The organism is Stenotrophomonas maltophilia group sp. vghtpe118, assembly GCF_052605195.1.
In genome coordinates, this window is sequence record NZ_CP199672.1 from 2,868,899 (window position 1) to 2,895,651 (window position 26,753).

Below are 26,753 nucleotides of genomic sequence, written 5' to 3' on the forward strand. Positions count from 1 at the left end.
TGGATCAACCCGGGAATGGCACGGCCTGCAGCAGGGCGGCGACCACGTCGTCGGCACGCTTCTGCTCGGCCTCGGCGGCGAACGACAGCAGCAGGCGATGGCGCATCACCGGCGCGGCCAGCGCCTGCACGTCCTCGCGGGTGGCGGCGAAGCGGCCCTGCAGCAAGGCGCGCGCTTTTGCCGCGAGCACCAGCGACTGCCCGGCGCGCGGACCGGCGCCCCACTTCACCCATTGGTTGATCGCCGCCGGGGCGCCTTCGCCGGGCCGGCTGGCGCGCACCAGGCGGGTGATCCAGGCCAGCACGTCGGGGCTGACATGCACCTGCCGCACAGCCGCCTGCAGGGCGATCACCGCCTCGGCATCCATCACCTTCGGCACCGCGTCGGTGGCACCGCCGGTGGTCTGTTCCAGGATCCGCCGTTCCTCGTCTTCGCTGGGGTAATCCACCAGCACATGCAGCAGGAAGCGGTCCAGTTGCGCTTCGGGCAGCGGGTAGGTGCCGGCCTGCTCGATCGGGTTCTGCGTGGCCAGCACGAAGAACGGCGCGGGCAACGCGTAGGTGGTGCCGGCGTAGCTGACCGTGCGTTCCTGCATTGCCTCCAGCAGTGCGGCCTGGGTCTTGGGCGGGGTGCGGTTGAGTTCGTCGGCCAACAGCAGGTGGGTGAAGATCGGGCCCTGCTGGAAGCGGAAATGGCGATGGCCGGTGCCATGGTCTTCCTCCAGCAGCTCGGTGCCGAGAATGTCGCTGGGCATCAGGTCGGGGGTGAACTGCACGCGCCGGAACTGCAGTTCCAATGCCTGGCCGAGTGAGCGCACCAGCAGGGTCTTGCCGAGCCCGGGCGCACCTTCCAGCAGGCAGTGGCCACCGGCCAGCAGGCCGATCAACAGCTGCTCGACCACCGTGTGCTGGCCCACCACCGCGCGTGCAAGCGCGGCGCGCAGTTCATCCAGGCGCGGCAGCAGGGAATCGAGGTCGGGGGAGTTCATGGGCGTGCAGGTCCTGTCAATTGTTCAACGCGTACATCACGATGTTGACGCCAAAGCGGGTGTTGTCTTCGGCCAGGAAGCGCTTGTTGCGCCAGTCGTAGTCCCACTCGCAGCCATAGTCCTTGTTGCTGTAGAGCAGGCCCAGCCGACCATCGACCTCGATGCCTTTCAGATAGTCGTGCACCAGGTCGTCGCCCCAGCCGTTGAGTTCGAAGCTGGTGGCGGGCGGACCGTCCGGGAAGCGGAAGAAACTGCGGTACAGCGCGTGGCTGTTGGGCAGTTTCTGCAATGCCTTCGGGCCGAACAGCCGGCCCATCTGTGCCTCGAACGAGGTGGCGAACAGGCCGTCGATGTCATGGTTGCAGTCGTCGACGAAGACGAAGCCGCCATTGCGCACGTAGCGCACGAAGTTCTGCCGTTCGGCGGCGTTGAACTCCACCAGCGTGTGCCCGGCCAGGTAGCAGAACGGCGCTTCCAGCATGCGCGGGTCGGCCAGGGCCACCACGTGTTCCTGCGGGTCCACGCGCAGCGAGGTGTAGTCGATCAGCGAGGTGATCAGGTTGGACGGCATGCGCGCGTCCACGTCCCAGTCACCGGAGTCGTACTGCAGGCGGGTGAACCAGAAGTCGTAGCGCGAACTGCGCGGGCCTGCCTGTGCCCAGGCTGGCAGCGCCGCCGCCGAAGCGGCAGCGGCCAACCAGCGCAGGCAGGCCCGGCGATCCATCAGACCGCGTCGGACAGCGAGGTGAAGGTGAAATCGCGCAGCTTCATCGGCGGGATCATCATCACGAAGCTGGACTCATCACCGGCCACACGCACCGGCTTGCCCAGCTCTTCGATGTTGTTGAGCATGATCACCGGCGACTCGTTGAAGCGGAAGTTCTTCACCGGGTACTTGATCTGGCCGTTCTCGATGTAGAAGGTGCCGTCGCGGGTCAGGCCGGTCAGCAGCACGGTCTGCGGGTCGACCATGCGGATGTACCAGGTGCGGGTGACCAGGATGCCCTTCTGGGTGCCGCGCACCAGCTCGGCGGTGCTCTTGTCGCCACCGCTCATCAGCAGGTTGCCAGGCGTAGCCTTGGCGGTCTTGCCCTGCTTCTGCGCCCAGAAGCGCGAGTAGTCCAGGTTGGCGATCCTGCCGTTCTCGATGATGGCCATGCGTTCGCGCGGCAGGCCTTCGTTGTCCCACGGCAGCACCGGCGCCTCCGGATGCCACGGGTCGGCGATCATGGTCACGCGCGGGTCGTAGACCTGCTCGCCCAGCTTGTTGCCGCCGCCCTTCTTCGACAGGAAGCTGCGGCCCTCATCGGCCGAGCGTGCACTGAAGAAGTTCATCATGAAGCTGATCAGGCCTGCAGCTGCGGCCGGCTCCAGGATGACCGTGTACTTGCCCGGTTCCAGTGCCTTGGCTTCGGCCGATTCGGTGGCCTTGCGCATGGCGATGCGGATGTCCTGGTCAGCCTTGAAGTCCGCCGCGTCCTTCAGGTTGCGGCCGACCCAGCCCGAACCGCGGCCATCTTCGGTGCGCACAGTGCAGGTGTAATCGAAGTTGGTGGTGCGCTGGTAAGCGAAGTTGCCGTTGCTGTTGGCGGTGGCCTGGAAGCCCTGGCCGTCCTCCAGGAAGCCGGCGGCGACCAGGCCGTGGCCGCGGCACGGGGCGATCGAATCGGCAGCGACCTTCGCACGGAAGGCCGGATCGATCGCGGCGGTGGAGTCGCTGAAGGTCGGGCTGGCGCGGTAGCTCTGCTTGCCGATGGCCGGCATGAACTCCGGGTTCTCCGGGGCCAGGCGGGCCAGGTCTTCGGCACGGCGTACCACGCGTTCCAGCGCGGCGTCGTCGAACTCGTTGATCGAGGCAGTGCCGACGCGCTTGCCGAAGGCGACGGTGACCGCCAGTTCGGTGTTGTCGACGATGCCGCTGGTGGAGACATTGTTCAGCGCGAAACGGATGTTGCCGCTGATTGCACCGGTCAGCACGGCGGTGCACTCGTCGGCCTTGGACAGGGCGATGACCTTGTCGAGGATGGCCTTGGCCTGGGCTTCGGTGAAGATACTCATGTGTAAGGGCTCCTGACCGGTCAGCCGAGGCTGCGTGCGGTGTTGATGACGTTGATGCCGTTGAAGCGCGCGGTGGACGAGCCGTGCGAGACCGCCGAGACCTGTCCCGGCTGGCCCTTGCCGTCGAAGAACGAACCGCCCAGGCGGTAGTCGCGCTCGTCGGCCACGGCGGTACAGGCGTTCCAGAATTCCGGCGTGCGGATCTGGTAGGCCACGTCTTCCAGCATGCGGGTGATCTGGCCGTTCTTGATCTCGTAGAACAGCTGGCCGCCGAACTGCGCGTTGTAGCGCTGCTGGTCGATCGAGAACGAACCGTCACCGATGATGTAGATGCCGTTCTCCACGTCCTTGATCAGGTCCGGCACGCTCAGCGGCTTCTTGCCCGGTGCCATCGACACGTTGGCCATGCGCTGGAACTGCACGCTGGACCACGAGTCGGCATAGCAGCAGCCGTCGGACTCGGTCTTGCCGAGGATGTGCGCCTGGTCGCGGATGGTCTGGTAGTCCACCAGCTTGCCGTTGCTGATCAGGTCCCAGCGCTTGCACTTCACGCCTTCATCGTCGTATGCCACGGCGCCAAGGCTGCCCGGCTGGGTCTTGTCGGCGAAGATGTTGACCAGCTCGCTGCCGTACTGGAAACGCTGTTCGCGCTTGTCCAGGGTGGCGAAGCTGGTGCCGGCGTAGTTGGCTTCGTAGCCGAGCACGCGGTCCAGTTCCAGCGGGTGGCCGATCGACTCGTGGATGGTCAGCCAGGTGTGCGACGGATCGAGCACCAGGTCGTACTTGCCCGGCTTCACCGACGGTGCCTTCAGCTTTTCCTGCGCCTGCCGGGCGGCGGCGATGGCGTCTTCCTTCATGTCGTAGGAAGAACTGTAGTTGACCACGCCATTGGGGCTGACCACCTTGCCCGCGGCGGCGCCGTCCAGGTACTCGTAGCCCAGGCCCATCGGCGAGGACAGGCCCGAACGGGTGCGGAACTTGCCGCTGGCCTTGTCGATGGCGGTGACCGTCATCGGCGCCCAGATGCGATGCACGTCCTGGTCGATGTAGGAACCGTCGGTGGAGGCGAAGTACTTCTGCTCGTTGACCAGGAACAGCATCGAGTTGACGAAGCTGGCACCGGCGCCCATTGCGGCGGCGTTGACGTCCAGCAGCAGGCCGACCTTGTCCTTGATCGGCACCTCCATCGCATTCTTGCGGATCGGCGTGCGCCAGCTCACCTCACCCACGCCCGGCGCCTTGGCCAGCTGCACCGGCGCGGTCTGCACGCCGGCATTGGCCTTGGCGATCGCCGCCGCCTGCTGCGCGGCCTTGGCCACATCGGCCGTACCCAGCGCGTTGGTGGCGGCAAAGCCCCACGCACCATTGACGATCACGCGGATGCCCACGCCAGTGGACTCGGTGTTCACCACGTTCTGCACCTTGTCTTCGCGGGTGATCACGAACTGCCGCAGGTAGCGGCCGATGCGCACGTCGCAGTAGGTGGCACCGGCCTGGCGGGCGGCAGCCAGCGCCGCATCGGCCAGGCGCTTCTTCAGCCCCAGGTCCAGCGTGCTCTGCAGCTGCTCGGCGGCGATCACCTTGCCGAAGAAGGAGGGCACGATCAGCCCGCCCGCGGTAAGCCCGGTCAGGGCCAGGAAGTCACGTCTTTGCAAGGCTGCTCTCCATGTCGAAGGATGGGTGGCTCAAGCGCCGAGACTGCGCGCGGTGTTGATGATGTTGATGCCGTTGAAGCGGGTGGTGGATGAACCATGCGAGACCGCCGACACCTGGCCCGGCTGGCCCTTGCCATCGAAGAACGAACCGCCCAGGCGGAAGTCGCGTTCATCGCAGATGGCGGTGCAGGCATTCCAGAATTCCGGGGTGCGGATCTGGTAGGCCGCATCCTCAACCATGCCGGCGATCTTTCCGTCCTTGATCTGGTAGTACAGCTGGCCGCCGAACTGCGCGTTGTAACGCTGCTGATCGATCGAATACGAACCGCGGCCGTGGATGTAGATGCCGTTCTCCACGTCCTTGATCATGTCCTCGACGCTGAGCGGTTGCTTGCCCGGCGCCAGCGAGACATTGGCCATGCGCTGGAACTGCACGCTGGACCAGGAATCGGCGTAGCTGCAGCCATGCGATGCATCGCGGCCGAGGATATGGGCTTCGTCACGGGTGGCCTGGTAATCGACCAGGATGCCGTCGCGCACCAGGTCCCAGCGCTGGGTCTTCACGCCCTCGTCGTCGTAGCCGACCGCGCCGAGGCTGCCGGGCTGGGTCTTGTCGGCGAAGAAGGTGACGATGTCGCTGCCCCAGCGGAAGCCGGCATCGCGCTTGTCCAGCGTGGCGAAGCTGGTGCCGGCGTAGTTGGCTTCGTAGCCGAGCACGCGGTCCAGCTCCAGCGGGTGGCCAACGTTCTCGTGGATGGTCAGGAACAGATTGGACGGGTCCAGCACCAGGTCGTACTTGCCGGGCTTCACCGACGGCGCCTTCAGTTTCTCGCGCGCGTGGCGGGCGGCCGCAATGGCGTCCTCGACCGGGTCGTAGGAATCGCGGTAGGCAGTGATGCCACCGGGCAGCTGCACCTTGCCGCGCGCATCGCCATCGAGGAACTCATAGCCCATGCCCATCGGCGAGGACAGGCCGGCGCGGGTGCGGAATCTGCCGCTGGCCTTGTCGATGGCGGTGGCGGTGAACGGCAACCAGATGCGGTGGATGTCCTGGTCGATGAACGAGCCGTCGCTGGAGGCGAAGTACTTCTGTTCGTTGACCAGGAACAGGGTGGAATTGATGTAGTCGGCGCCCGCATCCAGCGCAGCGGCATTGAGGGCCAGCAGCAGCTCGACCTTGTCCTGGATCGGCACCGCCATCGCGTTCCTGCGGATGGGCGTCTGCCAGCGCACTTCACCGACGGACGGCGTGGGTGCCAGTTGCACCGGGCGGGTCTGGATGCTGGCGTTGGCGCGGGCGATTGCTGCGGCCTGCTCGACCGCTGCGCGCACGGCGGCCTCGGTCTGCTGATGGGTGGCAGCAAAGCCCCAGGCGCCGTTGACGATCACCCGCACACCCACGCCGGACGATTCTCGGTTGGTCACATTGCCGACCTGGTGCTCGCGGGTGATCACCGACTGGTTGAGGTAGCGGCCGATGCGCACATCGCAGTAGCTGGCCTTGGCCGAGCGTGCGGTGGCCAGCGCGACCTCGGCCAAGCGCCGGCGCTGGGCGGTATCGACCGGCGCCAGCAGCTGCTCGGCGGCGATGGCACGGGAATGCGGCAGCAGCAGGCCGGCCAGGCCCAGGCCGGAAAAAGCCAGGAACTCACGTCGTTGCACAGCGTTTCTCTCTCTCGCTTGCGTGCGGTCGGCAACGCGCCGGACCGATCACGTCAACTCCTCGACTTTCGCCAGCGCGGCGCAACCGGGCAAGTGACTGCAGTCATGGTTGGGGAGGGTTTCGGCAGGGCTTGCAGCCCTGCACCTGCTCAATGCAACGGCAACGGCAACGGCCAAAGCCAGAGCCAGAGCGGCATTCCGTGGGTGGGCGGGGCGGTGTCGGATTGCGGGGACGCCGTGAATCCGTCCATGGAGGCTTGGCAGCCGCATCCATGCGGCTGACACCCCGCAATCCGACACCGCCCCACCTCTGACAGATTCCTGCGGCTGTTGGTAGGTGTCGACCTTGGTCGACACATCTGTCAGGTATCGAAATGAATCCGGGGTCAGATCCGTTTTCCTGTGGAAAACGGATCTGACCCCAAGAGCACTTCCGACAGATCGCGGAAATCTGTCGAAGGCGGGGTGGGTCCGGTTGCGGGGGCGTGAGCCGCATGGATGCGGCGACCGAGCCTACAGGGACGTATTTACGGCGCCCCCCGCAACCGGGCCCACCCCGCCAACCCACGGAATGCCAGCTTTTGACGTTGCTCTGGCTCTGGCTCCGGCTCCTGCGGGTGCAGGGCTGCAAGCCCTGCAGACACCCCCTCGTGCACAATGGGGCCGACCCCGCCTGGACACCGTCCTGATGTCGAGCAAGCCGTATTCAGAAGCCTGCGAGCGCAACCGCGAACCCATCGCCACCGCACTCGACCCGTGGATGGGCGACCGCCATCGGGTGCTGGAGATCGGCAGTGGTACCGGCCAGCACGCAGCCTTCTTCGCCGAGCGCTGGCCGTGGCTGCGCTGGCAGCCCAGCGACCATCCGGACCATCTGCCCGGCATCGAAGCCTGGCGTGCGGAGGCCGCGCTGCTGAACCTGCTGCCGCCGGTGGCGCTGCAGGTGGAGCTGCCACCGGCGACGGGCCTGGACCTTCCAGAAAGCAGCACGTTCGACGCCGCATTCAGCGCCAACACGCTGCACATCATGGGCTGGGAGTACGTGCAGGTGCTGTTCGGCGCGCTGCCGCCACTGTTGCGTCACGGTGCGCTGCTGGCGATCTACGGTCCGTTCAACTATGGCGGCCGCTATACCAGTGACAGCAATGCGCAGTTCGATGCCTGGCTGAAGGCGCGCGACCCGCGCAGCGGTATCCGCGACAGCGAAGCGGTGCAGGCGCTGGCGGCCGACAACGGGTTTACCCGGTTGGGTGACGTGGCGATGCCGGCCAATAACCGGTTGCTGCTGTGGCGGTTGGGGTGATCAGGCCTCCGGTGCCATGCTGGAAAGGCGTGCCGCAGCAGCACGCAGTCCCTGGAAAATAGGTCCGGACACGTTGGAAGGGAAATCATCCGGGAGCTGACGCGTGACCTGTGCGATGGCAGGTTCCACGGATTCCAGCAGTGTCTCGATCCATGGTTCTGCGCCATCGCTTACACCGCAGACGCGAGCTGTTTCGTTCCAATGCCGTCGTCGAATATCCAGCAGACTTCGGTGTCGATTCCGTCCGTTGATACTCATGGCGAGCTTCGCATCACGAGGCTCCAGCTGGCCGGGTCCGCGGCCGAGAATGGGGTAGACCGAAAGCACGTCATAGATGGGCGTTAATCTGAAGCGGCCGCCAGCTTCAATGTGAACGCTGAAGTTCTTGGCATGGCCATCGATTGCAGCCAACATCCAGAAAAGAATCTGCGTCTTGAAGAAGGTCGCGCGGTCCTCGGAATGCTCGGATTGTCGAAGCAGATCCATGATGGCCACGATGCCTGGGCCACCATCCGATTCATATTTCCTGGCGGCGGGCAGACCAAAGACCTGGCACATGTCTTCCTGTGGCAACCTCAGCCACCATCGGCGGTCCGCAGACAGACGGCGGTCGAATCGCTCAACAATGAGCGCGCGTTGGTCCTGGAAACGTCCCATTTGCGTCTCTGCAACGGGAATTCCGAAGGCGGAAAGCAGATGCATGCACAGCCACTCGTTCTCGACTGACTGGTGCATGTCTGCCCTCATGTTGCCGACCAGGCCTAGGGGCAACTTGAAGATATGAGTAGAAGGCGTGCTGCCGATGGGAATACACCACTGATCCTCGTGCAGAAGTAGCCCTGTCTTCTCCTGTGCACCGGCGATAGAGATTCGAAACTCGTCACTCGGATGGTGCCTTGATCCTGGCAGTGCGGGTGCAGTAACTCCTCGCAGGATGTCCGCAACTTCGCCCTCATTCAATGGCCGGAATTGGATGCTCTGCAGATCGTTGGGTGTGGCTGCAACGGGTAGCAGCTGCACAGCGCCAACGCAATCCCGACCGATGGCCTCGAGAAGGTCAAAGGTTCCCGCTGAGCGGGTTGAAAAGCGATCGCGTAGCCTGCTTCTGATCTCGCTGTTGTCAGGAAGAAGGTTGTCGAAGTAGTCGACAACCTTCTGTCCACGGTGACTTTCACCAAGTGGCAGCAATGGGAGTGAGAGGGAAATAGGGCGTGGCGAACCAGACTCAAGCCAGTTTTGGGTGTAGGTAAGGCGCGGAGAGCTGTTCGAGTTCTGCTGCCATTTCGCTACCTCTACACCGTTCATCCAGATCGCTAGCTCACTCATCGCTACCATTCCATATCTTGATTGCTTGAGCGCTCCGTGCCCTGCTGTAGAGTCACCTCGATTCCTAGTACCGCCCACACCTTCATCAGGCGCCCAAACGAAGCTGTTTCTGGTTCGTGCTCCAGAGCTGTCACCGCTTGGCGGCTGATACCCAGTTGTTTGCCAAGATCTGTCTGTGTCAGGCCCGCCTGCTTGCGAAACGCTTTCATGAGCGAGCCCAACTGTTGGGGAGTTCGGACAACAAACTTGACTGCCACAGAGCTTTCTCCTTCATCGGCGATGCGCTGGTCAGGCGAGCGCGGGTGGTAGGCGCCCCGATACAAGCCCTTCCGCTGCAAACGAGTCAGTACCCTGCGCTCGACGATAGCAATCCATAGGTTGCTTCGTTGTAAGGCAACCTATAGCTTTCTTATTTGAAATGCAACCTATAGCTTTCTTATTTGGAATGCAACTTATAGCTTGCCCCGCTTCTTGCGTCCTTTCTCAAGCCACCTGCACGATATGCAGCGCCTTCGGGTTGCGCCACTGCGCCAGCAGGGCCGCTTCCCGCGCCTTGGCCTGCGCGAAGTGGGCTTCCTTGACATGGCCGAAGCCGCGGATGTGCTCGGGAATGCTGGCGATCTCCACCGCCAGCGACAGACGGTCGTCCTCCAGCCCGTCCAGCAGCACCTGCACCGTCGCCTCGTAATCAGCAATCAGCTTGCGCTCCATGCGGCGCTCCTCGGTGCGTCCGAACACATCGAAGCGGCCGCCACGCAGGAACTTCAGCTTCGCCAACAGACCGAAGGCCTTGAACATCCACGGGCCGTATTCCTTCTTCAGCAGCCGTCCCTGCTCGTCCTTCTTCGCGAACAGCGGCGGTGCCAGATGGAAGCGCAGCTGGTAGTCGCCCTCGAACTGCTGCTGCAGGCGGCGCTGGAAGTCGCCGCTGGTGTACAGGCGCGCCACTTCGTACTCGTCCTTGTAGGCCATCAGCTTGAACAGGTAGCGCGCCACGGTCTCGGTCAGCGCAGTGGAACCGCCGATGCGGTCGGCTTCGGTGGCGCGTACGCGCGCTACCAGGTCACGGTAGCGCCTGGCGTAGGCGGCATCCTGGTACTCGACCAGGAACGCGGCGCGGCGCTCGATCATTTCATCCAGCGAGCGCGACAGGCGGGCGTCGTCCAGCGGCAGGAACGCCACGTCGCCACCGTGCGAGGGCAGGCCACGCAGTTCGCGTTCGTCGCCGGTGTTGCGCGGTGCCGCAGTGGCACCCCATTCATTGCCCTCCCACTCGCCTGGCGGCAGCGGATGCAGCGGGCCCGGGGTGGATTCGGTATCGGTATGGCGGTTGCGCACCAGGCCGGCGGCCTGCTGCACCGCCTGCGGATCGACCACGGCCAGTCGGCCCCAGGCGAACGCCTGCTGGTTCATCGCCACGGCGGCGCCATTGAGCTCGATGGCGCGCATCAGTGACTCGAACGAGAGCGGCACCAGGCCCTGCTGCCAGGCGTAGCCGAGGATGAACAGGTTGGCGGCAATGGCATCGCCCAGCAGCGCGGTGGCCAGTTGGGTGGCATCGAGCAGCAACGGCTCCTGGCCGCCCAGTGCCACGCGCACGCCGGCGATGATGTCGGCGGCGGGGAACTGCATGTCCGGGCGGGTGGTGAAGGTGCCTGGCATCGCTTCGTAAGTGTTCAGCACCACCTGCGAACGGCCGGCACGGACCTTCGACAGCGCCCAGTAATCGTTGACCACCACCATGTCGCAGCCCAGCACCAGGTCGGCCTCGCCAGCGGCGATGCGCACGGCATGGATGTCTTCAGGGCGACGGGCAATGCGGATGTGCGTGGTCACCGCGCCGCCCTTCTGCGCCAGGCCGGTCTGGTCGAGCACGGTTGCACCCTTGCCTTCCAGGTGGCCGGCCATGCCCAGCAGCGCACCGATGGTCACCACGCCGGTACCGCCGACGCCGGTGATCAGGATGTTCCAGGGCTGTTCCAGGCTGTCGCGGAGGGTCGGCGCCGGCAGGTTGTCCAGCAGCGTGGTCGCATCGCGCTTGCTGCCCTTGCGCGGCTGGCCACCGTGCACGGTGACGAAGCTGGGGCAGAAGCCGTTCACGCAGGAATAGTCCTTGTTGCAGTTGGACTGGTCGATCTCGCGCTTGCGCCCGAACTCGGTTTCCTTCGGCAGCACCGACACGCAGAAGCTCTTCTTGCCGCAGTCACCGCAGCCTTCGCAGACCAGCGAGTTGATCATCACCCGCTTCTGCGGGTCTTCCAGCTTGCCTCGCTTGCGGCGGCGACGCTTCTCGGTCGCGCAGGTCTGTTCGTAGATCAGGATCGACACACCCTTTACTTCGCGCAGGCGCTTCTGCACTTCGTCCAGTTCGCTGCGGTCATGGAACTCGACGTCGCTGGGGAAGTGCTCGCGCTGGCCGGTCCACTTGCCGATGTTGTCCGACAGCACCACGATGGTGTGGATGCCTTCGGCGCGCATCTGCTTTGCAATGTCCGGCACGCTCAGCGGACCGTCCACCGGCTGGCCGCCGGTCATCGCCACCGCATCGTTGTAGAGGATCTTGTAGGTGATGTTGACGCCAGCGGCGACCGCCTGGCGGATCGCCAGCGAGCCGCTGTGGAAGTAGGTGCCGTCGCCCAGGTTCTGGAACACGTGCGGGGTATCGGTGAACGGCGCCTGCCCGGCCCAGGTCACGCCTTCGCCGCCCATGTGGGTGAAGGTGTCGGTGCTGCGGTCCATCCAGGTCACCATGTAATGGCAACCAATGCCGGCCAGCGCACGCGAGCCTTCCGGCACGTTGGTGGAGGTGTTGTGCGGGCAGCCCGAGCAGTAATGCGGTACGCGCGGGAAGCTGGCGCGCGGCAACGCAAGCTCGGCTTCCTTCTCCTGCATCCACTGCAGCCGCTGCTCGATCGATGCGTTGTTGAAGAACTTCTGGATGCGGCGGCCGATCACGCCGGCGATGGTGGCCGGGGTCAGCTCGCCGGTGGACGGCAGGATCCATTCGCCAGTCTCGTCATACTTGCCGACGATGGACGGGCGCTGGCCCCAGCTGGCCGGCCAGTTGAAGAACTGTTCCTTCATCTGACGCTCGATGAAGGCACGCTTTTCCTCCACCACGATGATGTCTTCCAGGCCCTGCGCGAAGCGCGCGATGCCCTGCGGCTCCAGCGGCCAGGTCATGCCGACCTTGTACACGCGGATGCCGATGTCGGCGCAGGCGGCTTCGTCCAGGCCCAGGTATTCCAGCGCCTGCAGCACGTCCAGGTAGCTCTTGCCGGTGGTGACGATGCCCAGCCGCGCGCGCGGCGCGTCCATCACCACCTTGTCGATGCCGTTGGCGCGGGCGAACGCCTGTGCGGCCTTCACCGCATAGCGGTGCAGGCGCATTTCCTGGTCCAGCGGCGGGTCCGGCCAGCGGATGTTGAGCCCGCCGGTCGGCATCTCGAAGTCTTCCGGCAGCACGATGCGGCGCGCCATCGGGTCGACCTCGACCGAGGCCGACGATTCGACTGTCTCGGCGATCGTCTTGAAGCCGACCCAGCGCCCGGTATAGCGGCTCATCGCCCACCCCAGCAGGCCCATGTCGAGGATGTCCTGCACACCGGCCGGATTCAGTACCGGCATCATCGCGCTGACGAACTCGTCCTCGCTGCCATGCGGCAGGGTTGAACTGCGGCAGGCATGGTCATCGGCGGCCAGTGCCAGCACCCCGCCGTAGCGCGAGGTGCCGGCGGCATTGGCGTGCTTGAACACGTCGCCGCAGCGGTCCACGCCCGGGCCCTTGCCGTACCACATGCCGAACACGCCCTGCACGTTGGCGCCGGGGAACAGGTTGGTCTGCTGGGTGCCCCACACCATGGTGGCGCCCAGGTCCTCGTTCAGGCCGGGGGTGAACTTCACCTTGGCCGCGTCGAGGTGTTTGCGTGCGCGCCACAGCTCCAGGTCGAAGCCGCCCAGCGGGCTGCCGCGGTAGCCGCTGACGAAGCCGGCGCTGTCGATGCCTTCGTGCGCGTCGCGCAGCCGCTGCATCAGCGGCAGCTTCACCAGCGCCTGCACGCCACTCAGGTAGATCCGCCCCTCGTTGCGGGTGTACTTGTGGTCGAGCGTGTAGTCACGGTCGATCAGGTCGGTGGAGGAGGGCGACGTGAGTTGCGCGGTACTGGTCATGGCTGGCCCGGTCAGGATCGGCTGGCACCGGCCGCGTGCAGGCACGCGGCGGGAAAGGCGCGAATTGTAGCAGCGAGGCCCGGCCGCCCCGGCACTCGCGCCGGCGGCCATGCTGGGGTTAGGATCGGGGAGAGAGAGAGAGGGGGCTGCGGTTGCGGCCTGGGGAGAAGGGATGTCAGTTGCAGGAAAGATCCTGGGCAGCATGTTGCTGGTCTCGGGAACGGCCCCGGTGTGGGCCGCGCCGGCGGTGCCGGCACCACAGGAGTTCTACTTCGACAGCGATGCGGCCGCCGTGCCCATGATCGTGGTCCAGTCCGACGGGGATGAGCTGGTGGCGCAGCTGCTCAAGCAGCGCGAGCGCGGCCGGCGGACCGTGGAGGCCACCGTGCAGCTGGCGTCGGTGGCCATTGCCCAGGGCCGTACCGAACTGGGTGAACAGCTGTATCGCGAAGCGCTGAAGGATGCGCCGGTGCAGGGCAGCCTGGGCCGTGGCGTGCGCTGGAACTACGGCTGGGACCTGCTGCGTCAGGGCCAGCCCGAAGCCGCCCTGGAGCAATGGCAGGCCGCTGCCGGTGGTTCGCTGAGCAAGCCGGGCTGGTTGCCACCGACCTATGCGCTGGCGCTGTGGCGGGCCGGGCGGAAGCAGGAGGCGGTGCAGTGGTATGCCGCCGCAGTGCGTACCGAGCCGACGCAATGGAGCGACAGCAGCCGCTATGCGCAGTTGTTGCCGTTGTGGCGAGACGACGAGCGTGCCTCGCTGGCGGAAGTGCAGCAGGCGTGGGCGGCCGCGCCGCCGGCCTGGCCCTGAGGGTAGGGGGCGGCCGGGTTGCACCCGGCACCCGCAGAAGCAACAGCCGAAGCAACAGCAACAGCGGGCAATCCGCGGGATGGCGGGGTGGTGTGGGTTGGCAGGACACGCCGTAAACCCCGCTCCGCGGCCCGGCCCAGCCGCTGGAGGCTGGGCGTTCGGGCGCTTGCGAAGCAGTGCTTCGCAAGCAAAGCGCCCTCACCCATGGGGGCTCGATGGCGCCTTGCTCGTGTGCGCAGTCCTGCGCACACGGCAAGACCGGGGTTGGGCGTCCTGACCAACCCGCCCGACGCATGCCTCGGGCCCATGGCGCCAACGGTCCTGCCAACCCACACCGCCCCACCTCTGACGGTTCGACGCTGCTGTTGGTAGGTGTCGACCTTGGGCGACACGGTAGATCCACGCCATGCGTGGATGAATCTGCATCGGAATCGAGTATCCGATATCTGATCGAAAGGCAGCCGAGCGTGGGCTCGGCTCGACAAAAAGCAGCCAGCCAAGCGCGGCTTTTGATGTTCACAGCCAACCAGCCGCCACGAGGGGCTGCGCCGTTCGCGGGAACCTCAATCGTCCGCGGAAACCGTCCGCCCCGACGCCCATGCCCGCAGTGCCTCTACCTGCTCGGCCATCAGCACCGACAGCGGCCGCGTCGTGCGGATCTCATTCATCAGCAGCTCGGTGTCCAGCGGCCGGCCTTCGGCGTGCGCTGCGTACAGTCCGGCCACGATCGCCTGCTCGATCTCCGCGCCGGAGAAACCATTCGCCGCGGCCGCCAGCGCCGGCAGCGCGAAGTCGTCGCCATTGAGCTGGCGTCGCCCGAGGTGCAGCCGCAGCAGTTCCACGCGCACTTCGGGGGGGGGCAGGTCGACGAAGAAGATCTCGTCGAAACGGCCCTTGCGCAGCAGCTCGGCCGGCAGTTCGTGCACCTGGTTGGCGGTGGCGACGATGAAGACCGGCGCCTTGCGTTCGGCCATCCAGGTCAGCAGGTAGCCGAGCACGCGGCGCGATACGCCACCGTCCTCGCCACCACTGGCCAAGCCTTTCTCGATCTCATCCATCCACAACACGCAGGGCGCCAGCTGCTCGGCCGAGGCCAGCGCCTGGCGCAGGTTGGCCTCGGTCTCGCCGTGGTACTTGTTGTACAGCGCACCCACGTCCAGGCGCAGCAGCGGTACACCGAAGCCGGCGGCGGTGGCCTTGGCCAGCATCGATTTGCCGCAGCCCTGCACGCCCAGCAGCAGCATGCCGCGCGGCGGGTCCAGGCCGGCCGGTGCCGAGCCGGCGATGAAGGCCACCCGGCGCTGGCTGATCCAGCGCTTGAGCCGGTTGGCGCCGGCCACGTCGCCGAAGCGTGCGCTGTCGTGCTCGAAGAACAGGTGGCCGCTGCGGTTGAGCAGCTCGAACTTCAGCCGTGCCAGCTGCGGCAGGTCGTCGTCGCGCAGCGCGCCATCGGCGTAGATCAGCTGGCGGGCAATGCGGCGGGCATCGACCAGGCTCAGGCCCTGCAGGTTCTTCAGGATCTTCTTCACCGCCTCGCTGTCGACCTCGACACGGCGGCCGCCGTGCTCGCGTGCGTAGGCGTCGGCCTCCTCGCGCAGCATCTTCAGCAGGGCGTTGGCATCGGGCAGGCGCGGGTTGAAGCGCACCGCCAGTGCTTCCAGCTCGGCCGGCAGCTCGACCTTGGCGCCGATCAGCACCAGCACGTGCGGCTCGCTGTGGCGGCGCTGGATCAGGTCGCGCAGTGCGCGCTGGTGGCTGGCATAGCCCAGGTAGGGGTGGAAATCGAGCAGCAGGTAGACACCGCGCTGATCAGCCTGGCGGATCATCTGCAGCGCGGCGCTGGCATCGGGCGGGCCGACCGGCGGATCCTCGCGGTCCAGGTCGATGCGGCGCAGGCCCTCGGTGATGGACCAGCGGTGCAGGGCCCGCCACACGTGCATCAGCGTCTGCCGGAACAGTTCAACGATGCGCCCCTCGTCCTGGGTCTCGATGACGATCAGGGGGGTATTGGCGCGGATCAGTGCGCTCAGGTCCTGCAGTTCGCTCATGCCGGTTCGATCCTTCGGGGGCGCCACGATAGCAAAGGCGATGGCCACGGGTTCAGCACGGCGCTACCTCCCGTCACCACCGCCGGTGTACGCTCGGGGCACGTACCCGGAAGCGAGGCTGGCATGAAGACGATCCTGGTGGCCGGTTCCAAGGGCGGGGTGGGCAAGACCACCGTCGCCACCCACCTGGCCGCGTACGCGGCATTGCAGGGCAAGGCCACGGTGATCGCCGATGCCGACCCGCAGGGCTCCAGCACCCGCTGGGCACAACGGCGTGCCGGGCTGGAAAGCGCGGTGCTCCCCATCGATGTGTATCGGAAGAAGCAGTGGGCGCAGAAGCTGCCCGACGGTACCGATACCGTCATCATCGATGCACCCGCCGGCGCGCTGGCCGACGATATCCCCCATTTCCTGGACGCGGCCGACGCCGTGGTGGTGCCGGTGCTGCCCTCGGCGCTGGATATCGAAGCCATCGTCGGCTTCCTCAACAGCCTGGCCCAGAACCCGCGCGTGCACAGCCGCAAGCTGCCGGTAGGGCTGGTCCTCAACCGCACCAAACCCTGGACCCAGACCTCGCAGCAGGCATTGCAGATGCTGGCCGAATGGCCGTACCCGGTGGTCGCGCAGCTGCGTGACAGCCAGAGCTACGTGGTCATGACCGGCCTGGGCCGCAGCCTGTTCGACTATCGCTCCGCCCAGGTGCGCGAACACCAGGCCGACTGGGAGCCGCTGCTGTCCTGGCTCAAGCTTTGATGCCTGCCTCACTTCTCCTGCTGCATCCTCCTCTCCATGGAAACCCGCGATGCGTGAACTGATCCTGCTGCGCCATGCCCATGCCGAACCCGCCGTTTCCGGCCAGGCCGACCTCGACCGGCCGCTGTCGCCGGTGGGGCTGGCCGAAGCTGAAGCCGCCGGCAAGTGGTTGAAGGAAAACAAGCTGCTGCCGGACTGCGTGCTGTGCTCGCCGTCGCGACGTACCCGTGAGACCCTGGAAGCGGTGATGACGGCCATCGGCTATGTCGAGAAGCGCCTGGAAGACCGGATCTACGAAGCCACCCCGGGCACCCTGGCGGCGCTGGTGGACGAGCGTCGCGACCTGGACCGGGTGCTGATCGTGGGCCACAACCCGGGCCTGGAGCAGCTGGTGGCCCTGATGACCGACGGCACCAGCAGCGACTACCGCGGCATGCCGCCGGGCGGCGTGGCCGTCCTCGGCTTCCCGCGCGAGGTCTCGATCGAGCCGGGCGTGGCCAGCCTGAACGCGTTCTGGTGGCCGTGATCCGATGAGCCAGGCGCGGCGCAGCCGCTTCCTGCTGCCCGCGTTGCTGGCGCTTGGCCCGGCCTGGGCCGCTGTGCCCCCACCAACGCCGTTGCCGCCGGTGTCCGCCGAAGCACCGCGGGTAATGCGCCTGGATACCCAGCGCTCGCGGATCGGTTTCGAGGTGCGGACCCGTTTCGGCCAGCGCATCGAAGGCGTATTCCCGCACTTCGAGGGGCGCATCGAGATCCTGTCCGACGGGCGCCACCAGGTGCACCTGAAGATGTTCACCCGTTCGGTGGAGATCCCTGGCAAGGCGCGCTACACCGGCTGGATGCGCGGCGAAGAGTTCTTCGATGCAGGGCGCCATCCGGTGGTCGAGTTCGACTCGCTGCCATACTGGCCGGAGACGGTGGAACAGGGTGGCGACATCAACGGCCGGCTGACCCTGCGCGGCGTCAGCCATCCCGAGTCGCTGCGGGTCGAGAAGGCGGAGTGCGCCCGACCCGGCTATGATTGCGATGTCGTCAGCCGCGGTACCGTGCAGCGAGGCCGGTATGGAATGGACAGCTGGCAGCTAGCCCTGAGTGACCGAGTGACCTTCGTATTACGTGCGCGCCTGAGCGAGGCGCCGAAACCGTGAACCTCCTGCTGCGTATACTGGCGCTGGCAACGGTGTTGCTGGGCAGCGGTTGTGCATCGCTTTCGCATGCCGAGCGCGACCGTGCCGAAGCGATCGCCGTGCAGGCGCGCTCGACCGTGGTCGGCTGCCAGCGCGCCGACCGCTGCGCGCAGGACTCACCGCTGCGTGCGCTGGCCGGCCGGGCGTTCACCGAATCCACCCCCGAACAGCCGCGCCACTACGCCACCCTGCTCGACGAGGGCGAAGGTGCGCTGGTGGCGCGCCTGAACCTGCTGCGCAGCGCTACCCGCAGCATCGACCTGCAGACCTACATCTTCGACAAGGACGACAGCGCCCGGCTGGTCATCGACGAGCTGCTGGCTGCATCGCGGCGCGGGGTGAAGGTGCGCGTGCTGATCGACCAGCTCTCGGCGATCTCCGACCTGCAGATCCTCGGCGCGCTGTCCGGCGCGCACCAGAACTTCCAGCTGCGGGTCTACAACCCGACCTTCGGCAAGGCCCGGCTGAACTACTTCGACTATGCCGGCAGCGTGCTGTGCTGCTTCCGCCGCTTCAACCAGCGCATGCACAACAAGCTGCTGGTGATCGACGATGCGATCGGCGTGGTCGGTGGCCGCAACTACCAGGACGACTATTACGACTGGGACCGCGAGTACAACTTCCGCGACCGCGACGTGCTGATCGCCGGCCCGGAGGCGCGGGCGATGGCCGCCAACTTCGATGCCTTCTGGCATGCCAGGCGCAGCGTGCCGGCCGAGCGCCTGAACGATGTCGGCCGCACCCTGCTGCGCGAGGGCGTGCCGACCCTGCCGCCGGCCAGCTTCCGCCGCCCCGAGCGGGTGCAGCGGGTCAGTGCCGAAGCCAATGACATGGACTTCGTCAGCCGTTCCTTCGTCGATACCGCCTTGCCGGTGGCCTCGGTGCGCTATGTCGCCGACCTGCCACGCAAGCACCGGCGCGAGAAGGCCGATGCGCCACTGGCGGGCCAGCACGTGACCGAGCCGCAGCTGGATGCGCTGATCGCCGGCGCGCAGGAGGAAGTGATCCTGCAGACGCCATACCTGGTGTTGTCCAAGCCGGCGCAGAAGCTGTTCCGCGAGCTGCGCAAGCGCCCGCAGCCGCCGCGGGTGGTGGTGTCCAGCAACAGCCTGGCCGCCACCGACAACCCGATCGTGTATGCGCTGTCGTACAAGTACAAGCGGCGCAACATGCGCGAACTGGGCTTCAACATCTTCGAGTACAAGCCGTTCCCGCTGGATGCACCGGTCGACTACCGCAACCTGCTGCCTGATCCGATCGCCGCGCCCGGGGGTGACGACGACGGCGGGCGCAATCCGCTGATCGGCGGCAGCGCCGCGGGCAGCAATGCCGGCGACAGCCGCGATCGCGATGAGCATCCGGCACCCACCGGCAAGCAGCTGGCGGTGAACCCGCGCACCGGCAGTGCCTACCAGAACGCGCGCGAGCGCCGCCGCGCGGCCGGCAGCGAGGTCGAGACCCGCCTGCTGCGCACCGAGACCCGGCCCTCCTTCCTGGGCAGCAAGGCGGTCAACAAGCCGTTGCCGGTCACCCGCAAGGGCGCGCGCATGGGCCTGCATGCCAAGTCGCTGGTGGTCGACCGCCGCATCGGCGTGGTCGGCACCCACAACTTCGATCCGCGCAGCGAGAACTACAACACCGAAGGTGCGGTGATCATCGATGACCCGGCCTTCGCCGAGCAGCTGGCCGAGAGCATCCTGCGCGATATCCACCCGCAGAACTCGTGGACGGTGGCGCCGCGGGCCAAGCCGCCGGTGCTGTCCGGGCTCAACTACAGCGTCGGCAAGGCCTCCGAGGCACTGCCGATCCTCGACTTCTGGCCGTGGCGCTATGCCACCGACTACGAGTTCAAGCCCGGCCCGGACTGTCCGCGGCCGCTGCCCCGGCAGGACCCGGACTTCCACCGCTGCTATGTCGCCGTGGGCGATTTCCCCGAGGTCAATGTCGGCCCGAAATGGCTGCTGGTCCGCATGCTCACTGCATTCGGCGCCGGCCTCGTTCCCATCCTCTGAAGGTGCCCGCATGACCCTGGTGTTCCGCGAAGCCGTTTCCCTCGAGCAGCTCAACACGCTCAGCCGCAACACCGCGATCGAGTCGCTGGGCATCGTCTTCAGCGCGGCCGGCGACGATTGGCTGCAGGCCACCATGCCGGTGGACGAGCGCACCCGCCAGCCCTACGGCATCCTGCATGGCGGCGCGTCGGTGGTGCTGGCCGAGACCCTGGGCAGCAGCGCCGGCAACCTGTGCGTGGATACGGCCAAACAGATCTGCGTGGGGCTGGAGATCAACGCCAACCATGTACGCGCCGTTCGCTCGGGCACCGTGACCGGCACCGCACGTGCACTGCACGTCGGCCGCAGCACCCAGCTGTGGGAGATCCGCATCGAGGACGAGCAGGGCCGCCTGGTGTGCATCTCGCGGCTGACCCTGGCGGTGGTGGCGGCCGGCCACGGCTGAGCCCCGGACGGCCGGTGACGGCAGCGGAACCCAGCGTTCCCCGCCGATTGCCCCGGTCGATGGGTGTTATGGCCTAAATCGGCTGGCAGCGATGACGGCCCTCCGGTATCGTGCGCGGATGACTTCCCCCACTCCGGCCCCCCGCGGCGGCGTGGCGCGTGTGTGCCGTTACCTGTACCGCGTACCGCTGCTGTTGGTCCACATCGTTGTGTTCCTGCCGCTCATCCTGATCGGCATGCTTCGGCCGTGGGGCGAACTGCGCGTGGGCGAGGCGACCCTGGGGGCCAAAGTGGTCAACTGGTGGCAGGGCGGGCTGATGTGGATCTTCGGCTTCCGCCTGGTGCAGATCGGTACGCCGTTGCCCGGCGCCGTGCTGTTCGTCGCCAACCACGTCAGCTGGGTCGACATCTGCATCCTGCACAGCCAGCGCATGATGGGCTTCGTCGCCAAGCGCGAGATCGCCAGCTGGCCGTTGGTCGGTTGGCTGGCCGCGCGTGGCCAGACCATCTTCCACCAGCGCGGCAACACCGAATCGCTCGGTGGCGTGATGCAGGTGATGGCCGATCGCCTGCGCGAAGGCAAGGCGGTGGGCGTGTTCCCGGAAGGGCGCACCCGCGGCGGCCACGAAGTAGGCCCGTTCCATGCCCGCATCTTCCAGGCCGCGGTTGAAACCGGCGTGCCGGTGCAGCCGGTGGCACTGGTGTACGGGCTCAAGGGCGATGCGCAGACCATTGTCGCGTTCGGCCCCGGCGAGAGTTTCTTCGCCAATTTCCTGCGCCTGCTCGGTGAGCCGGCGCGGCGTGCAGAAGTGCACTTCCTGGCACCGATCGGTGCGCAGGACCTGGAAGGCCGTCGGCGCATCGCGGAGACGTCGCGCGCGCGCATCGTGGCGGCCATGAGCTCCGAGTGAGGGTGCGGTGGCCCTGATCCCGCCACCCGTCCTGGACGCCGGCACGCCGACGCTGCACGCGGCTGACTACCAGCCGCCGCGCTGGCTGCGCAATCCGCATCTGCAGTCGATGCTCAGCTCCAGCCGCATGCGCCTGCAGCGCGGCCTGCTGCTGCTGGCCGCGACCGGTGCGATCAGCGAAGAACTGATCCTCGACGGCGGTGATGGCGTGCGCCTGCAAGGCTGGCACAGCCACATCGAAGGCCGCGAACCCAAAGGCATGGCCCTTCTGCTGCACGGCTGGGAAGGCAGCGCCGAATCCAGCTACATGCGCATGGCGGCCGCGCGCATGCTCGAACAGGGCTTCGACGTGGTGCGGCTGAATTTCCGCGACCACGGCAATACCCATCATCTCAACCCTGGCATCTTCCACTCCAACCTGATCGACGAAGTGGTGCATGCCGCGGGCGATATCGCCCAGCGCTGGCCGCAGTTGCCGCTGGTGGCCGCCGGTTACTCGCTGGGCGGCAACTTCGTGCTGCGCCTGGCCCTGCGCGCGCCAGCGGCCGGCGTGCCGCTGCTGCGCGTGGCCTCGGTATGCCCGGTGCTGGATCCGGCGCTGACCATGGAGAGCATCGAGAACGGCCCGGCGATGTACGACTGGTACTTCCGCCGCAAGTGGGCCGGTTCGCTGCGGCGCAAGCGCGACCTGTTCCCCGAACTGAGCGACTGCGACGACCGCGTACTGAAACTGGACATCCGCGCGCTGACTGCCTGGCTGGTCGAGCGCCACACCAGTTTCGGTTCGTTGCAGGCCTATTTCGATGGCTACTCGATTGCCGGCGATCGGCTGTCCACGTTGCAGGTGCCTGCCGACATCCTGATGGCGCAGGACGACCCGGTGATCCCCTACGCGACCTTCAGCGACTGGCAGCTGCCGCACCAGGCGCATCTGGAAACCGCCAGCTGGGGCGGACACTGTGGCTTCCTGGAAAACTGGCGCGGTGACGGCTTCTCCGAGCGCTGGGTGGCGCAGCGCCTGCAGCGCGTGCTGCAAGGCTGAACCGGCACGGGCGCGCAGGCCGCTACAATGCGGGTTTGCCCTTGAACCGGACCGCCATGCAAGACCAGATCATCCAAGCGTTGCGCCAGAACGAGGCCGACCAGGCCGTGCAGCTGGCCCAGGCGTGGACCCGTGATGAACCCGGCCAGGCCGAGGCCCACCGCTGGCTGGCGCTTGCGCTGCAGCAGCAGGGCAAGGCCGAGGACGCGATGGAAGCCCTGCAGCAGGCGCTGCAGCTGGCCCCGGACAACGCCCAGCTGCACCTGCAGCACGCCGGCCTGCTGCTGGCCCTGCGCCAGTTCGACGGCGCCGGCGAAGCACTGACGCGCACCACCGGGCTGGACCCGAACGCATTCGCCGCGTACCTGATGCAGGCCCACCTGGCGATCGGTCGCAACGATTTCGATGAAGCGCAGCGCCTGTCCACGCTGGCCTCGCGTGTCGAGCCGGACCACCCGGAGCTGCTGACCATCGATGGCATGATCGCGCTGCGCCGCGATGATGCCGATCGCGCGCTGACGCTGCTGTCGGCCGCCAACCAGGCCCTGCCCAACGACATCCGCGTGCTTTACGCACTGGGCTTCGCCTACCTGGGCAAGAACATGCTGGCCTTCGCCGAGCAGGCGTTCCGCCGCGTGCTGGAACTGAACCCGACCATCGCCTCGTTGCATGGCCTGGTGGTGCAGCTGGCCATGCGCCAGGGCAACCTGGAAGCTGCGGCAGAAGCGATGCAGATCGCGCTGCAGCAGGAAGGCCTGGATACGCCTTCGATGCGCCGCCTGGCTGGTGAACTGGCACTGCGCAGCGGCCAGCCGCTGCAGGCGCTGGAACACCTGCTGCCGTTGCTGGAATCGCTGCCTGATGACCGCGACGTGCTGCAGCTGCTGCTGATGTCCTGGCAGCGCCTGGGTCGCGAAGACGAGGCCCGCGCACGCCTGGATGCCGCCCTGGAGCAGCACCCGCAGCTGCACGACCTGTGGCTGGCACGCCTGGCGGTGGAGGAGGTCGGCAGTGCCACCGCCGCCGCCACGGTCGAGCGCTGGATGGACGCGATGCCGGGCCACCTGCCGGCGCTGGAAGCGCGCCTGCGGCTGCACGACATGGTGGGCGAACACGCGCAGGCCGAAGCGATCGCCGAGCGTATCGTCAGCCTCGAACCGGGCCGTGTCAGTGGCGAAACCCGCCTGGTCGAAGGCCTCCTCCAGCGCGATCCGGCCGCTGCCGTCGCCCGCGTGCAGGCGCTGATCGGCATGGCGCCGGAAGGCCACCGTGCCGACCTGCGCACCTGGCTGGGCGAGATCCAGGATCGCGCCGGGCAGCACGAAGACGCGCTGCAGACCTGGCTTGCCCTGCAGGCCGACCAGGCCCCGCAGCGCCTGCCGCTGCCGCCGCAGGCCAAGGCACCGCCGAGCTGGCCGGACAAGGGCGAGATCGACGGTGATGCCACTTCCGCACCGATCTTCCTGTGGGGTGCGCCGGGGTCGGGCGTGGAGCGCGTGGCGACCGGCCTGGCTGCGGCCAGCCCGGTACTGCGCAGCGACCGCTATACCTCCAACGCACCCGACGACGCGTTCCAGAACTACCACACGCTGCAGGACCTCGCTTCGGGCGTGCTGACGCCGGAGCGGCTGGTGCAGCGCTGGCGCGAACAGCTGCCGTCGCGCGGCGTGCAGGACGACGCGATCATCGACTGGCTGCTGTGGTGGGACAACGCGCTGCTGTGGGCGCTGCGCCCGCAGTTGCCGCAGGGCCGCCTGCTGGTGGTGCTGCGCGATCCGCGCGACATGCTGCTGGACTGGGTGGCCTACGGTGCGGCCGCGCCGCTGGCGATGACCTCGCTGGCCGAAGCCAGCGAATGGCTGGCGCGCGCGCTGGCCCAGGTCGCCGCCCTGCACGAGGACGATCTGTACCCGCAGGTGTTGCTGCGCATCGACCAGATCGGCAACGATCCGCAGGCGATGGCCGAACTGCTGGGCCGACTGTTCGAGCGGCCGATGCCGCCGGCCGCGCAGCTGGGCGCGCCGCGTTTCCCGCCGGGCCACTGGCGCAACTACCGCGACGTGATGAGCGCCGCCTTCGCCAAGCTCACCCCGATCGCGGTGCGCCTGGGTTACCCGGAAGAGTGAGGACACGCCGATGCAACTGAGCAGCCACAGCCTGACCAACGGTGCACCGATCGACCGCGAATTCGCCGCAGGCGATGCCGCGGGCTTCGCACCGGACCGCAATCCGCACCTGGCCTGGAGCGATGTGCCGGATGGCACCCGTTCGTTCCTGCTGGTATGCGTCGATCCGGACGTGCCGACCGTGCCGGAGACGGTCGGCCGCACCGACATGAGCGTGCCACGCGACCAGCCCCGCTGTGATTTCGTGCACTGGGTGATGGCCGATATTCCGGCTTCGGTGCGCGAGATTGCCGCAGGCAGCTGCAGCGACGGCTTCGTGGTGAAGGGCAAGACCACGCCGGCCGGGCCGGCCGGCAGCCGCCAGGGCCTGAACGACTTCACCGGCTGGTTCGCCGGCAACCCGGACATGGCCGGTGACTACCTGGGCTACGACGGCCCCTATCCGCCGTTCAATGACGAGCGCGTGCACCGCTACTTCTTCCGCGTGTTCGCGCTGGACGTGGCATCGCTGCAGCTGCCGGCACGCTTCACCGCCGCCGACGCGTACCGGGCCATGCACGGCCACGTGCTGGCCGAAGCGGCACTGCACGGCACCTACACGTTGAATCCGGCGCTGGGCTGAGGCTGCATAACGGGTCGTGCCGGCCGCTGGCCGGCCACGTCCGTGTGTTGCTGCATTCGCCCGTGGCAGCCGGCCAGCGGCCGGCTCTACCGCTGGCGAAGACGGGCGACCCTGCGGCCGCCCTTTTCATTCGTCCGTACCGGCTACCGGCGCGAACACCAGCACATCGCCATGCGCATTGCGCAGCAGCAGGCGGCCACGCTCATCCAGCGCAAGCGTCATCTCTGCGCGTGCATTCACCAGCGTGCCGGCGACACGTTCCTGTTCGGCCACCTCGGCCCGCATGCAAGCGGCTGTGGTGATGATGCCGCCCTCAAGAAGCAGCCGGTCACCTTGCAGGTGATAGGTGCTGCTTGACTGGTTGCACAGGTTCAACTCGCTCATGTAGCCGGGTTGGAAGCGCAGCGTGTAGGGCGGTCGACCGCGCACGAACAACGCATCAATGCGCCGGCCCTGCGCGTCGGTGGCGCGCGCGAGTTGCCACGGATGTGCCTCGAGCTGCCCGGTGGTGGGCGTGCTGGCAGCGGCCACATCCGTAGACATGGCCAGCAGCGCGGCAATGATGAGGGCGGGGACGTGCTTCATGCCGATCTCCCTGATGCATGCGGGTAGTGCCGGCCGTTGGCCGGCAACATCCGTGTGTTGGCGGTGCTCCGCAAGGCAGCCGGCCAGCGGCCGGCTCTACCCACCACGAAGAAGGGCGACCTCGCGTCCGCCCTTCAAGAGCCAGCCGACTAACAGTCGGCTCTACATCACTTCTCGATGGCCGACTCGACCACCATGTCCAGCACGTAGGCCTGCGACGGCGCATCGGCCGGTGGGTTCTTCACTTCGTAGCGCTTCACGCGCACTACGTTGCGCACGCCGTCTTCGTGGGTGTAGCCCTCGATGTTGCCGTAGAAGTTCTCGAACTTGCCCGGCTCACCCTGCTTCAGGCCCTTGTCGTCGAACTTCACTTCGCGCACCTGCAGGCACTGGTAGTCCGGAATCAGCGGGTGCGAGCACTTCTCGGTCTTCGCGGCCACTTCCAGGAACACGGTTTCGCCGGCGCCGCCGTAGCGGGTTTCAGCGGTCGGTTCCGGGTTGAACACCAGCACGTCGCCCTTGGCGTTGGTCAGGGTCAGCTTGCCATCGGCATCCTGCTCGGCCTTCAGTTCGCCCTGCAGGCGGCTCGACACGGCTTCGTCCAGCGCCATCAGCGCCTTGTCGGTGCAGGCCATCATGGTCGAGGCCATCGCACTGACCGTCAGCTTGCCGTCGGCCAGGGTGTAGCCGCCGCCCATGCGGTTGCAGGTGTTGCTGACCGACAGGCGGCCATCAGCGAAGTCCAGGGTGACCGGCTTGTCTTCGCGGGCGAACAGCGCGTCGATGCGCTTGCCGTCGGCGCCGGTGGCCTGCTGCAGCAGCCAGTGCTGGCTCTGCAGGCGCTGCGCATCCAGGTGCGCCAGCGTCTGCTGGTCCGCTGCCTTGGTCGCGGCCGGGGCCACGTCGTCGCCGCCATTGCCGGCCGGGGCCGGGGTCTGGCTGCAGGCGGCCATCAGGGCCAGCGGGAGGAGCAGGGTGAGCTTGCGGTTCATGGTGATTCTCCTTGGGGAACCGTGGGGGAAACGGGGTGGGGCCGGCCATGGGGTTACCGTG

22 protein-coding genes are annotated in these 26,753 nt (G+C 67.0%); 11 read left to right on the plus strand and 11 right to left on the minus strand.

Annotation, left to right across the window (positions count from 1 at the left end; all coding sequences use genetic code 11):
* Window positions 1-4 precede the first annotated feature (4 nt).
* The 5 genes from ACUDTM_RS13035 to ACUDTM_RS13055 are packed head-to-tail and all read right to left on the minus strand — an operon-like array spanning window position 5 to window position 6,363.
* Window positions 5-988, minus strand: a complete 984-nt coding sequence (locus ACUDTM_RS13035; protein ID WP_061479903.1) for an AAA family ATPase — start codon at window positions 986-988, stop codon at window positions 5-7.
* 16 nt (window positions 989-1,004) lie between these two features.
* Complete coding sequence (locus ACUDTM_RS13040) at window positions 1,005-1,712, minus strand: DUF4159 domain-containing protein (protein ID WP_005421001.1); 708 nt, start codon at window positions 1,710-1,712, stop codon at window positions 1,005-1,007.
* Window positions 1,712-3,046: a TldD/PmbA family protein gene (locus tag ACUDTM_RS13045; RefSeq protein ID WP_353762445.1), complete on the minus strand. Its 1,335-nt coding sequence runs from the start codon at window positions 3,044-3,046 to the stop codon at window positions 1,712-1,714. Before ACUDTM_RS13045 ends, ACUDTM_RS13040 begins: the two co-directional genes overlap by 1 nt.
* Window positions 3,047-3,066: 20 nt before the next feature.
* Entirely contained in the window at window positions 3,067-4,701 is a 1,635-nt protein-coding gene (locus tag ACUDTM_RS13050) for a TldD/PmbA family protein (RefSeq protein WP_061479900.1), read from the minus strand.
* Between the two features lie 30 nt (window positions 4,702-4,731).
* Window positions 4,732-6,363 carry a TldD/PmbA family protein gene (locus ACUDTM_RS13055; protein WP_072167390.1) on the minus strand — a complete coding sequence of 544 codons (1,632 nt, stop codon included), beginning with the start codon at window positions 6,361-6,363 and terminating at the stop codon, window positions 4,732-4,734.
* 688 nt (window positions 6,364-7,051) lie between these two features.
* Here ACUDTM_RS13055 and ACUDTM_RS13060 point away from each other — a divergent pair.
* Window positions 7,052-7,666, plus strand: a complete 615-nt coding sequence (locus ACUDTM_RS13060) for a DUF938 domain-containing protein (protein WP_005420993.1) — start codon at window positions 7,052-7,054, stop codon at window positions 7,664-7,666.
* Here ACUDTM_RS13060 and ACUDTM_RS13065 read toward each other — a convergent pair whose 3' ends face one another.
* From ACUDTM_RS13065 to ACUDTM_RS13075, 3 genes are all read right to left on the minus strand, one after another.
* Window positions 7,667-8,992 (minus strand): type II toxin-antitoxin system HipA family toxin, encoded by a 1,326-nt coding sequence (locus ACUDTM_RS13065; RefSeq protein WP_072167388.1) that lies wholly within the window; start codon window positions 8,990-8,992, stop codon window positions 7,667-7,669.
* Window positions 8,993-8,994: 2 nt separating this feature from the next.
* The gene (locus tag ACUDTM_RS13070) at window positions 8,995-9,249 is read right to left on the minus strand and encodes a helix-turn-helix domain-containing protein (RefSeq protein ID WP_227836869.1); all 255 of its coding nucleotides are present in this window, start codon (window positions 9,247-9,249) and stop codon (window positions 8,995-8,997) included.
* 226 nt (window positions 9,250-9,475) lie between these two features.
* On the minus strand, window positions 9,476-13,162 hold the full coding sequence (locus ACUDTM_RS13075) for an indolepyruvate ferredoxin oxidoreductase family protein (protein ID WP_445391353.1): 3,687 nt from the start codon (window positions 13,160-13,162) through the stop codon (window positions 9,476-9,478).
* A gap of 172 nt (window positions 13,163-13,334) precedes the next feature.
* On the opposite strand from ACUDTM_RS13075, the gene ACUDTM_RS13080 reads away from it, so the two are divergent.
* Window positions 13,335-13,970 (plus strand): tetratricopeptide repeat protein, encoded by a 636-nt coding sequence (locus tag ACUDTM_RS13080; RefSeq protein WP_061479389.1) that lies wholly within the window; start codon window positions 13,335-13,337, stop codon window positions 13,968-13,970.
* A gap of 563 nt (window positions 13,971-14,533) precedes the next feature.
* Here ACUDTM_RS13080 and ACUDTM_RS13085 read toward each other — a convergent pair.
* Complete coding sequence (locus ACUDTM_RS13085; protein ID WP_088496481.1) at window positions 14,534-16,018, minus strand: AAA family ATPase; 1,485 nt, start codon at window positions 16,016-16,018, stop codon at window positions 14,534-14,536.
* A gap of 123 nt (window positions 16,019-16,141) precedes the next feature.
* On the opposite strand from ACUDTM_RS13085, the gene ACUDTM_RS13090 reads away from it, so the two are divergent.
* The 9 genes from ACUDTM_RS13090 to ACUDTM_RS13130 all read left to right on the plus strand — a co-directional run bounded on the left by ACUDTM_RS13090 (window position 16,142) and on the right by ACUDTM_RS13130 (window position 25,115).
* Entirely contained in the window at window positions 16,142-16,771 is a 630-nt protein-coding gene (locus tag ACUDTM_RS13090; protein WP_005420986.1) for a ParA family protein, read from the plus strand.
* 49 nt (window positions 16,772-16,820) lie between these two features.
* Window positions 16,821-17,297: a SixA phosphatase family protein gene (locus tag ACUDTM_RS13095; RefSeq protein ID WP_061479387.1), complete on the plus strand. Its 477-nt coding sequence runs from the start codon at window positions 16,821-16,823 to the stop codon at window positions 17,295-17,297.
* 4 nt (window positions 17,298-17,301) lie between these two features.
* Window positions 17,302-17,919 (plus strand): YceI family protein, encoded by a 618-nt coding sequence (locus ACUDTM_RS13100; protein ID WP_065178694.1) that lies wholly within the window; start codon window positions 17,302-17,304, stop codon window positions 17,917-17,919.
* A complete protein-coding gene (locus ACUDTM_RS13105; protein WP_188218174.1) occupies window positions 17,916-19,970 on the plus strand; it encodes a phospholipase D family protein in 2,055 nt (684 codons plus the stop codon). Before ACUDTM_RS13100 ends, ACUDTM_RS13105 begins: the two co-directional genes overlap by 4 nt.
* Window positions 19,971-19,980: 10 nt before the next feature.
* Entirely contained in the window at window positions 19,981-20,415 is a 435-nt protein-coding gene (locus ACUDTM_RS13110; protein ID WP_049414459.1) for a hotdog fold thioesterase, read from the plus strand.
* A 118-nt stretch (window positions 20,416-20,533) separates the two neighbouring features.
* Window positions 20,534-21,325 carry a lysophospholipid acyltransferase family protein gene (locus tag ACUDTM_RS13115; protein WP_061479384.1) on the plus strand — a complete coding sequence of 264 codons (792 nt, stop codon included), beginning with the start codon at window positions 20,534-20,536 and terminating at the stop codon, window positions 21,323-21,325.
* 52 nt (window positions 21,326-21,377) lie between these two features.
* Window positions 21,378-22,367: a YheT family hydrolase gene (locus ACUDTM_RS13120; protein ID WP_050562730.1), complete on the plus strand. Its 990-nt coding sequence runs from the start codon at window positions 21,378-21,380 to the stop codon at window positions 22,365-22,367.
* Window positions 22,368-22,423: 56 nt separating this feature from the next.
* Window positions 22,424-24,493 carry a tetratricopeptide repeat protein gene (locus ACUDTM_RS13125; protein WP_072167383.1) on the plus strand — a complete coding sequence of 690 codons (2,070 nt, stop codon included), beginning with the start codon at window positions 22,424-22,426 and terminating at the stop codon, window positions 24,491-24,493.
* Window positions 24,494-24,503: 10 nt separating this feature from the next.
* The gene (locus ACUDTM_RS13130) at window positions 24,504-25,115 is read left to right on the plus strand and encodes a YbhB/YbcL family Raf kinase inhibitor-like protein (protein WP_088496479.1); all 612 of its coding nucleotides are present in this window, start codon (window positions 24,504-24,506) and stop codon (window positions 25,113-25,115) included.
* A gap of 126 nt (window positions 25,116-25,241) precedes the next feature.
* On the opposite strand, the gene ACUDTM_RS13135 is transcribed toward ACUDTM_RS13130, so the two are convergent.
* Together ACUDTM_RS13135 and ACUDTM_RS13140 are read right to left on the minus strand one after the other, a co-directional pair.
* Window positions 25,242-25,700: an META domain-containing protein gene (locus ACUDTM_RS13135; protein ID WP_072167381.1), complete on the minus strand. Its 459-nt coding sequence runs from the start codon at window positions 25,698-25,700 to the stop codon at window positions 25,242-25,244.
* A 167-nt stretch (window positions 25,701-25,867) separates the two neighbouring features.
* Window positions 25,868-26,692 carry an META and DUF4377 domain-containing protein gene (locus ACUDTM_RS13140; protein WP_005420968.1) on the minus strand — a complete coding sequence of 275 codons (825 nt, stop codon included), beginning with the start codon at window positions 26,690-26,692 and terminating at the stop codon, window positions 25,868-25,870.
* Window positions 26,693-26,753: the final 61 nt, after the last annotated feature.

What these genes read in the sequence shown, in the direction of transcription:
- ACUDTM_RS13100 (WP_065178694.1), top strand. Translation starts at nt 17,302, where the DNA reads ATGAGCCAGGCGCGGCGCAGCCGCTTCCTGCTGCCCGCGTTGCTGGCG.
- ACUDTM_RS13090 (WP_005420986.1), top strand. Translation starts at nt 16,142, where the DNA reads ATGAAGACGATCCTGGTGGCCGGTTCCAAGGGCGGGGTGGGCAAGACC.
- ACUDTM_RS13080 (WP_061479389.1), top strand. Translation starts at nt 13,335, where the DNA reads ATGTCAGTTGCAGGAAAGATCCTGGGCAGCATGTTGCTGGTCTCGGGA.
- ACUDTM_RS13115 (WP_061479384.1), top strand. Translation starts at nt 20,534, where the DNA reads ATGACTTCCCCCACTCCGGCCCCCCGCGGCGGCGTGGCGCGTGTGTGC.
- ACUDTM_RS13130 (WP_088496479.1), top strand. Translation starts at nt 24,504, where the DNA reads ATGCAACTGAGCAGCCACAGCCTGACCAACGGTGCACCGATCGACCGC.
- ACUDTM_RS13135 (WP_072167381.1), bottom strand. Translation starts at nt 25,700, where the DNA reads ATGAAGCACGTCCCCGCCCTCATCATTGCCGCGCTGCTGGCCATGTCT.
- ACUDTM_RS13110 (WP_049414459.1), top strand. Translation starts at nt 19,981, where the DNA reads ATGACCCTGGTGTTCCGCGAAGCCGTTTCCCTCGAGCAGCTCAACACG.
- ACUDTM_RS13060 (WP_005420993.1), top strand. Translation starts at nt 7,052, where the DNA reads ATGTCGAGCAAGCCGTATTCAGAAGCCTGCGAGCGCAACCGCGAACCC.
- ACUDTM_RS13040 (WP_005421001.1), bottom strand. Translation starts at nt 1,712, where the DNA reads ATGGATCGCCGGGCCTGCCTGCGCTGGTTGGCCGCTGCCGCTTCGGCG.
- ACUDTM_RS13095 (WP_061479387.1), top strand. Translation starts at nt 16,821, where the DNA reads ATGCGTGAACTGATCCTGCTGCGCCATGCCCATGCCGAACCCGCCGTT.
- ACUDTM_RS13085 (WP_088496481.1), bottom strand. Translation starts at nt 16,018, where the DNA reads ATGAGCGAACTGCAGGACCTGAGCGCACTGATCCGCGCCAATACCCCC.
- ACUDTM_RS13065 (WP_072167388.1), bottom strand. Translation starts at nt 8,992, where the DNA reads ATGAGTGAGCTAGCGATCTGGATGAACGGTGTAGAGGTAGCGAAATGG.
- ACUDTM_RS13045 (WP_353762445.1), bottom strand. Translation starts at nt 3,046, where the DNA reads ATGAGTATCTTCACCGAAGCCCAGGCCAAGGCCATCCTCGACAAGGTC.
- ACUDTM_RS13075 (WP_445391353.1), bottom strand. Translation starts at nt 13,162, where the DNA reads ATGACCAGTACCGCGCAACTCACGTCGCCCTCCTCCACCGACCTGATC.
- ACUDTM_RS13035 (WP_061479903.1), bottom strand. Translation starts at nt 988, where the DNA reads ATGAACTCCCCCGACCTCGATTCCCTGCTGCCGCGCCTGGATGAACTG.
- ACUDTM_RS13140 (WP_005420968.1), bottom strand. Translation starts at nt 26,692, where the DNA reads ATGAACCGCAAGCTCACCCTGCTCCTCCCGCTGGCCCTGATGGCCGCC.
- ACUDTM_RS13125 (WP_072167383.1), top strand. Translation starts at nt 22,424, where the DNA reads ATGCAAGACCAGATCATCCAAGCGTTGCGCCAGAACGAGGCCGACCAG.